We start from the raw sequence: 11,403 nt of genomic DNA, 5'->3' as shown, positions 1-11,403 counted from the left end.
AAAATATTTACTGAAATAGTCTCAGTATGAAGTACTTCAACCGCGGTATCGACACAGAGCTCTCCGCATCGTCCTACCACGAAAGCCTTTCGTGCGCTTCCAACCACCCCATTAGTCTTTTTTTCATATATTTCAACAACCTACACTCCCTCATGGCAACCCACTATTGCTAGCGGCGCTGCCACAACGGCGATCAACCATGAACAAAATACTTTCATACCGTAAAAGGGTTGTCCGCTGTCATTGAAAAGATTGAGAAACTAAGGATGCTTGTGCCACTTGAGCTATCACCAGCCTATTGGCGCGGCGCTTAGATATCTCGCCTGAATCAAAATGCCATCACTCGTAGACACGATGAAGATGGCCATTCGATTCGACTCAAACAAAGGAGTTCCGAAACCTGGACAATCATACTACGGGACGCCGATATAAATCAGGACCTATAGCGCATTAGCATGCCGCCAAAATGCCCTACCCAACGACCTACCCAATCGAAAGCCTAGCACGACCAAGCCTGATCGAAGCTTGATCAAAGTGCGGCTCGACGTAGGAGCATTAGCAACCTACGTCGGGAAAGAATAAGCGAATTACCCGCGCACGGGATCATCCTTGAGTAACCCGCTCATAGCATACTGGCGAAATCCGATCACCTAAAAATATTACTGGACATGTTTTTGAATTGGCATTTTTTCATCGACCAGGACGCCTGGAGTGACGATGGGCATCTGGCGGGAAGCTAGTTTTTGTCTATTCAGCATCATCGCCCGAGCCATCGCTATCAGCACACCGAGCAACCCACCCAAGACCAAGCCCATCGCAAGAATGAGGGTTTTCTTCGGTTTAATTGGACTCAAGGGCTCCAACGCCTGCTTATCAATAGTCACCAATTTCAACCGGCTCATATCAATGTTCAGGTTACGTAGACGCGCTTCTTCCGCACGAAGGGGTTCCACATTGCTAAGAAACAGCTCCTCATTTTTCCGAAGGTTCAAGACCTCAATTTGACGATTGGACTGGAGTAACTGAAGTTCTTTGGCGATTTGAGCGATACGGCCTTCAGTGAAGTCGTCAGATTTGCGTTGCTGCAGCGCGCGCCTCTCTGCCTCCAACGCATCAACCCCCATAAAATACAGAGGAATTTTCTGATTATTAATCTCCGTGCGAATCACGCTGGATGAGCCACTTCGCTCACTGTCACCGAGTGATGAAGGAGTTGCAGGTTTTATGATACCTAACGACTTGGCAATACCGATTGCCTCGCTCAACAACGCAAGCCGATCACCACGAATTGTTTTTAACTGAGACCTGAGTGCTTTGAGTTCATCTTGCAATTGAGCACGACGAAGCACATCAGCCTCTGTCAAACTCGCTATCTTCGCTTCTTTATCCATATCGTAACTTGAGCGAGCGGCTTTCAGCTTACCCTCAATTTCGTTCAGACGATTTTTGACGATGACATCCAAGTCCGCGCCAATCTGCTGCCGCTCCGCGGCAATTGCATACTCGATAAAACCGTTGAGAATCGCAACACCGTTGATTTCTTTAGGATATCTCATCTCGAGCTTTATATACGCGCTGAGGGAGTCCGCTTTTTTGGGGTCGGGTAGAATTAGCTTAAGCGAATTGCGATTGAATTCTTCAAAGCTCTGCTCCAAAGTTCTTCCCGGACGCTCGAATGCTTTAAACAGATTTTGATGGGTTCGAAAGAAGTTGAGACGCGTGTCATATGACTCAAGAGACGCTCCGACCCTGATCAATGCCTCACCTGGGGGAAGACTGTAAACTTTTGATCGATTCAAAGCGTCCAGCTCATTGATCGCCGCAGGACGCAAAACGCTACTAATTTGATATTCCGGCGTCGCTAAAAAGGCATAGCTTGCAGCAGCAATGCCTGCTAGCGCAGTGATAAGAATCACGAGAACTTTCTGCTGCCATACCATTTGGAAAAGGGCAACAAGATCAATCTCATCGGACGGGGGTACAGGAGGGACGCGGAAGCTACTACTCACAACAAAAACCTGCCTTCAAAGAGAAACTGCGGGCTCGTTATGCAGACGATTTTGTGGGTTTCTTGTATTTATAGCACTAGCCAACAGAGCCAAGCGTCGCTGCCGGGCTTTGGGCACACAAAATGACCGTATCGAGAACAGGTTGCATTTTGCCATCTGCTCGCTACATTACAAGTCTTGACATGTCTGTAGGAGCAATCTGATTTCATTCTGTGAGCGGCCAACAGGTCAGCGTCGCCAGAGAACTACCGGGCCGCATAAGGTCGAAATCAAGTTGTATTCAGCAACCAGCGCGAAAGTCGCCGCCCCTTACACACCCGAGCATCCGACAAACGGTATCAATCTGTTACCAGGCCACAGCCATCATCCGACGCTATCAAAACTTTTGACCTGCTGCCTACGCTGCCCACTTCGCTTCACCAGCAGACCCAGAAACGGTCCAATCAACATCCCTATGATCAAAGCCAAGGTCACAAACACCGAAACCGGCATCTGCGGCGTGCTCCATCCCAGAAACGCCAAGGCGACACCTTGCTGGTTTTCCAGTACAAACGTCAGGATCGCCAGGGCGGCGATCAGCACAATCAGTACTAGAACAACGCGCTTAACCCCACGCATAAACTTCCCCTATCCCAAAAAAACTCAGACGCTCTCTTCCTCATCTTCGTTCACCCGGTCGCGCAATTCCTTGCCTGGCTTGAAGTGAGGCACAAACTTGCCATCGAGGCTTACGGACTGGCCGGTCTTCGGGTTGCGACCCACGCGGGGCGCACGGTAGTGCAGCGAGAAGCTGCCGAAACCGCGAATTTCTATACGATCACCAGTGGCGAGGCACTGGGACATTTGTTCAAGCATGGTCTTGATGGCCAGCTCGACATCCTTGGATGACAGCAGCCCTTGATGGGTGACAATTCGTTCGATCAACTCCGACTTCGTCATATTTTTCCCTTCTTTTTCAAGTAGCTAGGAAAAGCGCTCCGAAGGTTTTAGCATGACCTGATGAATTTGAACAGCCTGTCTCTTGACTTATCTTGCTCAAGAATTGGCACAGCGCGCACGACACCGGACTCAAGCGCTTAACGCACAGGAAGGCGCAGAAGACTACTGGGCGCAAAATCGCTGGAACAGTGCGCAATTGAATAATAGATACCTGTGAGCGCGCTCAGCACCCCGCAGAGAAGCCAATAGGCAAACCACGGCGACACACTCAAATCCCGCCCACAAAAAAAGGGCGACCGAAGTCGCCCTTTTTCTATGGTCCAGCAGAACTTAGTTCTGTTTTTCCATTTGTGCACGCAGCAGGTCGCCCAGAGTGGTCGGGCCTGCAGCGATGTCAGAGGTCGCTGGCTTGTCGCGCAGGCTCTGGATCGCTTCTTTCTCTTCGATCTCGTCTTTCGACTTGATGGAGAGCTGGATTACGCGGCTCTTGCGGTCAACGCTGATGATCTTGGCTTCTACTTCCTGGCCTTCTTTCAGAACGTTGCGCGCGTCTTCAACGCGGTCACGGCTGATTTCAGAGGCTTTCAGAGTCGCTTCGATATCTTCGGCCAGAACGATGATGGCGCCTTTGGCGTCAACTTCTTTCACAGTGCCTTTAACGATGGCGCCTTTGTCGTTCTCTTGAACGTACTCGGAGAACGGATCGCTTTCCAGTTGCTTGATACCCAGGGAGATGCGCTCGCGCTCTGGGTCAACCGACAGGATAACGGTGTCCAGCTCGTCGCCCTTCTTGAAGCGACGAACAGCTTCTTCGCCCACTTCGTTCCAGGAGATGTCGGACAGGTGAACCAGACCGTCGATGCCGCCGTCCAGACCAATGAAGATACCGAAATCGGTGATCGACTTGATGGTGCCGGAGATTTTATCGCCCTTGTTGAACTGGCCAGAGAAATCTTCCCATGGGTTAGATTTGCACTGCTTGATGCCGAGGGAGATACGACGACGCTCTTCGTCGATGTCCAGAACCATGACTTCCACTTCGTCGCCGACTTGTACGACTTTCGAAGGGTGGATGTTCTTGTTGGTCCAGTCCATTTCGGAAACGTGTACCAGGCCTTCCACGCCTTCTTCCAGCTCTGCGAAGCAGCCGTAGTCGGTCAGGTTGGTTACACGCGCGGTAACGCGGGTGCTTTCTGGGTAACGAGCCTTGATAGCGACCCATGGATCTTCGCCCAGCTGCTTCAAGCCCAGGGAGACACGGTTGCGCTCACGATCGTACTTCAGGACCTTGACATCGATCTCGTCGCCAACGTTGACGATTTCGGAAGGATGCTTGATACGCTTCCAAGCCATGTCGGTAATGTGCAGCAGGCCATCGACGCCACCCAGATCGACGAATGCGCCGTAATCGGTGAGGTTCTTGACGATACCTTTGACTTGTTGGCCTTCCTGCAGGGATTCCAGCAGAGCTTCACGCTCGGCGGAGTTCTCTGCTTCCAGGACGCTGCGACGGGAAACGACAACGTTGTTGCGCTTCTGGTCGAGCTTGATGACCTTGAATTCGAGTTCCTTGCCTTCCAGGTGCGTGGTGTCGCGCACTGGACGAACGTCGACCAAAGAACCTGGCAGGAACGCACGGATGCCGTTAACGTCGACAGTGAAGCCGCCTTTAACCTTACCGTTGATAACGCCCTTGACCACTTCTTCAGCTGCGAAGGCTGCTTCGAGAACAATCCAGCATTCAGCGCGCTTGGCTTTTTCACGGGACAGCTTGGTTTCACCGAAACCGTCTTCAACCGAGTCCAGAGCAACGTGAACTTCGTCACCGACATTGATTGTCAGATCGCCAGCATCGTTGTAGAACTGTTCAAGCGGGATGAGTGCTTCAGACTTCAGACCAGCGTGAACGGTTACCCAGCGAGCCTGGTAATCGATATCAACGATAACACCGGTGATGATGGAGCCTGCCTGAAGGTTCAGGGTTTTTAGGCTTTCTTCAAAGAGTTCCGCAAAGCTTTCGCTCATTTTAATTCCTGTTGATAAGGGCGAAGAATACGCCCATCTGCCACACCCCAGACGGTGTGGGTTACGTTCATATAAGAGAAGAAACGCAGGTCTAGGACTGGTCCCCTGCGTTTTTTCTAAGTCATCCGGCGATATCGCGAATGGCGATTTCACTCAGGATGCGTTCCAGCACCTGCTCGATGGACAACTCCGTGGAATCCAGCTGTATGGCGTCAGCCGCCGGCTTAAGCGGGGCTACCGAACGCTGGGTATCACGCTCATCGCGTGCACGGATCTCATCTAGCAGACTCGACAGACTAACACCATCGACCTTGCCCTTCAACTGCAAGTAACGGCGACGGGCCCGTTCCTCGGCACTGGCGGTCAGGAAAATCTTCAAGGGCGCCTCGGGAAATACCACGGTGCCCATGTCGCGGCCATCCGCCACCAGACCCGGCGGCTCCTGAAAAGCCCGTTGACGCTGCAGCAGCGCATCACGCACCGCCGGCAATGCGGCGACCTGGGAAGCCCAGGAGCCGACTTGCTCATTGCGCAGGTCGTCAGTCACATCATCCCCTTCCAGGATAATCCGTTGGGGATGCCCTTCCGTCGCGCCCACGAACTGCACGTCGAGGTGCGCGGCCAGCAGCTTCAGCGATTCTTCGTTAGTCAGGTCGACGCCATGATTGCGCGCGGCGAAGGCCAGCAGGCGGTACAACGCCCCGGAATCCAGCAGACACCACCCCAGGCGCTTGGCCAGAATGCCGGCCACCGTGCCTTTGCCCGAGCCACTTGGCCCATCTATGGTAATCACCGGTGCTTTGATATTCACAATTAAGCCTCTTGGGCAACACGCATGCCGACTTGGGCACACAGTGTAAGAAAATTCGGAAAAGATGTAGCTACATTGGCACAGTCATGGATAAGAATCGGCGCTGCAGCCCGTAGCGAGGCCACGCTGAATGCCATGGCAATCCGGTGATCGCCGTGGGCATGCACCTCGCCCCCGCCGATCACGCCGCCGTCAATGATAATCCCATCGGGTGTCGGCACACACTTCACGCCCAGCGCCAGCAGACCATCGGCCATCGCCTGGATCCGGTCAGACTCCTTGACGCGCAGCTCCTCGGCCCCACGCAAGACGGTGCGCCCCCGGGCACAGGCCGCGGCAACAAATAACACAGGGAATTCGTCAATGGCCAAGGGCACCAGCGCTGCGGGAATCTCGATGCCTTGCAGCGGCGCAGATCGGACCCGCAGGTCGGCAACCGGCTCGCCGCCAACTTCCCGAGGATTCTCCAGGGTGATATCCGCGCCCATCAAACGCAGGATATCGATAACACCCGTACGTGTCGGATTGATGCCAACGTGCTCAAGCAACAGCTCGGAGCCCTCGGCAATCGAGGCCGCCACCAGGAAAAATGCCGCAGATGAGAGATCACCCGGCACTTCGATACGCGTCGCGAGCAGCGTACGCCCCGACTCGACCGCAGCCGTTGCCCCCGTCACCTCAACCGGATAGCCAAAACCACGCAGCATGCGCTCGGTATGGTCACGGGTCGGCGCAGGCTCGCTGACTGCCGTCCTGCCTTCGGCATACAAGCCGGCCAACAGCAGACTGGACTTGACCTGGGCGCTGGCCATCGGCAGCACGTAGTTCAAGCCTTTAAGCGCCTGACCGCCGCGAATGGTCAGCGGTGGATGCCCTTGCGGCCCGGTCTCGATGCTCGCGCCCATCTCCCGCAAGGGTTTGGCGATGCGGTTCATCGGACGCCGGGACAGCGAGGCGTCCCCCGTCAGGACACTGTCAAAGGCCTGGGCCGCCAGCAAGCCGGACAACAGGCGCATGGACGTACCCGAATTACCGAGGTAGATCGGCCCCGGCGCCGGCTTCAAGCCATGCAAGCCAACCCCATGAATGGTCACGCGCCCATGGTGCGGGCCTTCAATCACCACGCCCATGTCGCGGAATGCCTGCAACGTCGCGAGCGCATCTTCGCCTTCCAGGAAGCCTTCGACCTCAGTCACGCCTTCCGCCAGGGAACCGAGCATGATCGAGCGGTGTGAAATCGACTTGTCACCCGGCACTCGAACCTGCCCGCTCAGGCGGCCGCCAGGACTGGCGATAAACACCACCTCGTCGGCGCTCACCGCGGCGTCCACGTAGGCCCGGCGCGCCAGGATCTTGCTGAAATGCTCGCGCGCCACCCGCGCACGGGTGAACACGCCCAATAATTGATGGCCATCTCCGGCATCGACCGCGTCGCGCAAGGCGTCCAGGTCGCCGCGGAAGGTGTCCAGAGTACGCAGCACCGCCTCGCGATTAGCCAGGAAGATGTCATGCCACATCACCGGATCACTGCCGGCAATCCGCGTGAAATCGCGAAAGCCACCGGCGGCGTAACGGAAAATCTCGAGGTTTTCGTTGCGTTTGGCGAGGGAATCGACAAGACCAAATGCCAATAAATGCGGCAAATGGCTGGTCGCGGCCAACACTTCATCATGGCGCTCGACCTGCATATGCTCGACATCTGCGCCCAGCTCACGCCAGAGGCGATCCACCACCGCCAACGCGGTCGGGTCAGTTTCCTGCAGCGGCGTCAGGATCACTTTATGCCGGCGGAACAGCTGCGCATTGGACGCTTCCACCCCGCTCTGTTCAGAGCCGGCAATCGGATGCCCCGGCACGAACCGCGACGGCATGCCACCAAACGCCGAGCGCGCCGCACGCACCACATTGCCCTTGGCGCTGCCGACATCGGTAAGAATCGCCTGACCCAGGTCCATGCCTGCGAGCAATGCCAACAGTTTCTCCATCGCCAGGATCGGCACCGCCAACTGAATCACATCGGCGCCACGGCAGGCCATCGCCAGGTCCGCCTCGCAGCGATCGACAACCCCCAGCTCGACCGCCAACGTACGCGATTGCGGATCCAGGTCGACGCCGACCACTTCGCCACACAGGCCACTTTCCCGCAGCCCCTTGGCGAAGGAGCCGCCGATCAACCCCAGGCCGACCACCACCAGGCGACCGACCACAGGCACAACAGGTTGCAACGCCGTGACATCAACCACGGGCCAGGACCTTGGCCAGCGCCTCAAGGAAACGGCTGTTTTCCGCCGGCAAACCGATGGTGATGCGCAAGTGGTTCGGCATCCCGTAATTGGCAACCGGACGCACGATCACACCTTCGCGCAACAGCCCCTGAAACACCGGCGCCGCGTCTTGCCCGAGGTCGACGCAGATGAAATTGCCCTTGGACGGAATCCAGCCCAGGCCCAACTCGCGGAAACCTTCCTGCAACTGCAGCATGCCGCTTTCATTGAGGCGGCGGCCTTCAGCCAGGTACTCGCCATCCTGCACAGCCGCACACGCCGCTGCCAGCGCCAGGCTGTTGACGTTGAACGGCTGACGCACGCGGTTCAGCACATCCGCGACCACCGCAGTGGATAGGCCGTAGCCAACCCGCAACGAGGCCAGGCCATACGCCTTGGAGAAGGTACGGGACACCAGCAGATTGGGATACGCCGCGAGAAAATCCAGGCCGTCCGGCAGGTCGCTGCCTTCGGCGTACTCGATGTAAGCCTCGTCCAGCACCACCAGCACATGTTCCGGCACATCCTGCAGGAACGCGTCCAGCGCCTCGGCACCAAACCAGGTCCCGGTCGGGTTGTTCGGGTTGGCGATAAACACCACACGGGTCTGGGCATCGATCGCCGCCAGCATCGCAGGCAAGTCATGCCCCCAGTCCTTGGCCGGGATCACCCGCGCCTCGGCACCGACCGCCTGAGTGACGATCGGATAGACCGCAAAAGCATGCTCGCTGAACACCGCATTCAAGCCCGGCGCCAGATAGGCCCGCGCCACCAGCTCAAGAATGTCATTGGAGCCGTTACCCAGCGTGACCTGGCTCAACGCTACCCGGCAGCGCTCGGCCAACAGCGATTTGAGCGCAAAACCGTTGCCATCGGGATAGCGGGTCAGCTCGGCCAACTCTTCGCGAATCGCCGCCAGCACCTTGGGACTGGGGCCCAGCGGGTTTTCGTTACTCGCCAACTTGACGATCCTGGCCGGATCGAGATTCAGCTCACGCGCCAACTCGTCCACAGGCTTGCCTGGAACGTAAGGCGACAGTTGTTGCACGCCCGGCTGTGCCAAGGCGAGGAAATTGCCACTCATGTTAAAGCCTCACAGAACCGCTTTCGGGTAAGAGCCGAGCACCTTGAGCGCCACGGCTTCCTGGCTGATTTTCTCCAGCACACTCTTGACCAGCGGGTCGCGGTGATGGCCGATGAAGTCGATAAAGAACACGTAGGTCCATTTACCGCTGCGCGACGGACGTGTCTCGATGCGCGTCAGGTCAATCCCGTTGTCGTGGAACGGCACCAGCAGTTCGTGAAGCGCGCCAGGCTTGTTGCTCATGGAGACGATGATCGAAGTCTTGTCGTCGCCGGTCGGCGGCACTTCCTGGCTGCCGATCATCAAGAAGCGCGTGGAGTTGTCCGGGCGGTCCTCGATTTTTTCCGCCAGACGGGTCAAACCGTACAGGCCCGCGGCCATATCGCCGGCAATCGCCGCCGAATTCCACTCACCCTTGACCCGCTTGGCCGCCTCGGCGTTGCTGGACACCGCTACGCGCTCGACATTCGGGTAATGGGCATCCAGCCATTTGCGGCACTGGGCCAGCGACTGGGCATGGGAGTAGATACGGCTGATGCTGTCGGTCTTGGTATTTTCGCCGACCAACAAATGGTGGTGAATGCGCAGCTCGACTTCGCCGCAGATCACCATGTCGTGTTCAAGGAAGCTGTCGAGGGTGTGGTTGACCGCGCCTTCCGTGGAGTTCTCCACCGGCACCACGCCAAAGTTCACCGCGCCGGCCGCCACTTCGCGGAATACTTCATCGATGGCCGCCATGGGCTTGCTGATCACCGCGTGACCAAAGTGTTTCATGGCCGCTGCTTGGGTGAAGGTCCCTTCAGGGCCGAGGTACGCCACTTTCAGCGGCTGTTCCAAAGCCAGGCATGACGACATGATTTCACGGAACAACCGCGCCATCTCTTCGTTGCCCAGCGGGCCCTGGTTACGCTCCATCACCCGCTTGAGCACCTGCGCCTCACGCTCCGGACGGTAGAACACCGGCACTTCGCCTTCGGCCAGGGAGGCCATTTTCACCCGTGCAACTTCCTGGGCGCAGCGCGCACGCTCGCTGATCAGTTCCAGGACTTTTTCGTCGAGGCTGTCAATGCGCAGGCGCAGGGCCTTGAGTTCTTGCTCAGACATTAGCCGTGTTCCTTTTCGAACGCTGTCATGTAGGCCACCAGCGCCTTGACGCCATTGATGTCGACAGCATTGTAGATCGAAGCGCGCATGCCCCCCACCGAACGGTGCCCCTTGAGGTTCAGCAGGCCACGCTCTTCAGCACCTGCCAGGAACGGCTTGTCCAGACGATCATCCGCCAGGCGGAAGGGCACGTTCATCCACGAGCGATCAGTCTTGTTGATCGGGTTGCTGTACAGGCCGCTGGCGTCGATGAAGTCGTACAGGACGCGCTTCTTCTCTTCGTTGAGCTTGCCCATGGCAGCCACACCGCCCTGCTCTTTCAGCCATTCGAAGACCAGGCCCGAGAGGTACCAGGCAAAGGCCGGCGGAGTGTTGTACATCGAGCCGTTATCGGCGGCGACCTTGTAGTTGAGCATGGTCGGGCACAACGAACGCGCACGCCCCAGCAGGTCTTCACGGATGATGTTGACCAGGATCCCGCTCGGGCCGATGTTCTTCTGGGCGCCGGCGTAGATCATGCCGTAGCGCGAGACATCGATAGGTCGCGAAAGAATGTCCGAAGACATGTCACACACCAGCGGCACATCACCGGTCTGCGGCACCCAGTCGAATTCCAGGCCGCCGATGGTTTCGTTCTGCACGTAGTGCACGTAGGCCGCGTCCGCAGACAGCTGCCATTCGTTCTGACCCGGGATCGCGAAGTAGTCGTAAGGCTTGGCGGTGCCCGCGACATTGATGTTGCCGTAGCGCGAGGCTTCTTCAATGGCTTTCTGCGACCAGATACCGGTGTCGATGTAGTCCGCCGTGCCGTCTTCCGGCAGCAGGTTCAGTGGCAGCTGGGCAAACTGCTGGCTCGCGCCGCCCTGCAGGAACAACACTTTGTAATCGGATGGGATGTCCAGCAGGTCGCGCAGATCCTGCTCGGCCTTGGTGGCGATGGACACGAACTCATCGCTGCGATGGCTCATTTCCATCACAGAGAGGCCTTTGCCATGCCAGTCGAGGAGTTCACCCTGCGCACGCTGCAGGACTGCTTCAGGAAGCGCCGCGGGACCGGCACAGAAGTTATAGGCTCTCTTGCTCACATCCAATCTCACTCTGATTTGGGTAGTCACGCAAACATATCAGTCGACACTGGATCCAGTGTGGGAGCGGGCTTGCTCGCGA

9 protein-coding genes are annotated in these 11,403 nt (G+C 57.1%); all 9 read right to left on the bottom strand.

The genetic code is table 11. From position 1 onward, the window contains the following. Positions 1-659: 659 nt before the first annotated feature. The gene (locus AC6CIA_RS15285; protein ID WP_498313146.1) at positions 660-2,009 is read right to left on the bottom strand and encodes a Wzz/FepE/Etk N-terminal domain-containing protein; all 1,350 of its coding nucleotides are present in this window, start codon (positions 2,007-2,009) and stop codon (positions 660-662) included. A 363-nt stretch (positions 2,010-2,372) separates the two neighbouring features. Further along, positions 2,373-2,627, bottom strand: coding sequence for a lipopolysaccharide assembly protein LapA domain-containing protein (locus tag AC6CIA_RS15280; RefSeq protein ID WP_498313144.1), 255 nt, complete (start codon positions 2,625-2,627; stop codon positions 2,373-2,375). 24 nt (positions 2,628-2,651) lie between these two features. Continuing rightward, positions 2,652-2,948 (bottom strand): integration host factor subunit beta, encoded by a 297-nt coding sequence (gene ihfB / locus AC6CIA_RS15275; RefSeq protein ID WP_008437689.1) that lies wholly within the window; start codon positions 2,946-2,948, stop codon positions 2,652-2,654. A 330-nt stretch (positions 2,949-3,278) separates the two neighbouring features. Then, positions 3,279-4,973, bottom strand: a complete 1,695-nt coding sequence (gene rpsA / locus AC6CIA_RS15270; RefSeq protein WP_339532824.1) for a 30S ribosomal protein S1 — start codon at positions 4,971-4,973, stop codon at positions 3,279-3,281. Between the two features lie 121 nt (positions 4,974-5,094). Then, entirely contained in the window at positions 5,095-5,784 is a 690-nt protein-coding gene (cmk, locus tag AC6CIA_RS15265) for a (d)CMP kinase (RefSeq protein WP_339532802.1), read from the bottom strand. 2 nt (positions 5,785-5,786) lie between these two features. Next, complete coding sequence (locus tag AC6CIA_RS15260; RefSeq protein ID WP_498313358.1) at positions 5,787-7,991, bottom strand: bifunctional prephenate dehydrogenase/3-phosphoshikimate 1-carboxyvinyltransferase; 2,205 nt, start codon at positions 7,989-7,991, stop codon at positions 5,787-5,789. A gap of 28 nt (positions 7,992-8,019) precedes the next feature. Further along, positions 8,020-9,132, bottom strand: coding sequence for a histidinol-phosphate transaminase (hisC, locus tag AC6CIA_RS15255; RefSeq protein ID WP_498313142.1), 1,113 nt, complete (start codon positions 9,130-9,132; stop codon positions 8,020-8,022). Between the two features lie 9 nt (positions 9,133-9,141). Then, positions 9,142-10,236 carry a prephenate dehydratase gene (pheA, locus tag AC6CIA_RS15250; RefSeq protein WP_339532804.1) on the bottom strand — a complete coding sequence of 365 codons (1,095 nt, stop codon included), beginning with the start codon at positions 10,234-10,236 and terminating at the stop codon, positions 9,142-9,144. After that, a complete protein-coding gene (serC, locus tag AC6CIA_RS15245) occupies positions 10,236-11,321 on the bottom strand; it encodes a 3-phosphoserine/phosphohydroxythreonine transaminase (RefSeq protein ID WP_339532805.1) in 1,086 nt (361 codons plus the stop codon). Before serC ends, pheA begins: the two co-directional genes overlap by 1 nt. Positions 11,322-11,403: the final 82 nt, after the last annotated feature.

It is taken from the genome of Pseudomonas sp. GQ91, from assembly GCF_059758795.1.
This window is presented reverse-complemented; position numbering and strand designations above follow the sequence as displayed.

Bases quoted from the DNA above. Each gene is read 5' to 3' on its own strand.
- AC6CIA_RS15280 (WP_498313144.1), bottom strand. From the start codon at position 2,627: ATGCGTGGGGTTAAGCGCGTTGTTCTAGTACTGATTGTGCTGATCGCC.
- ihfB (WP_008437689.1), bottom strand. From the start codon at position 2,948: ATGACGAAGTCGGAGTTGATCGAACGAATTGTCACCCATCAAGGGCTG.
- rpsA (WP_339532824.1), bottom strand. From the start codon at position 4,973: ATGAGCGAAAGCTTTGCGGAACTCTTTGAAGAAAGCCTAAAAACCCTG.
- hisC (WP_498313142.1), bottom strand. From the start codon at position 9,132: ATGAGTGGCAATTTCCTCGCCTTGGCACAGCCGGGCGTGCAACAACTG.
- pheA (WP_339532804.1), bottom strand. From the start codon at position 10,236: ATGTCTGAGCAAGAACTCAAGGCCCTGCGCCTGCGCATTGACAGCCTC.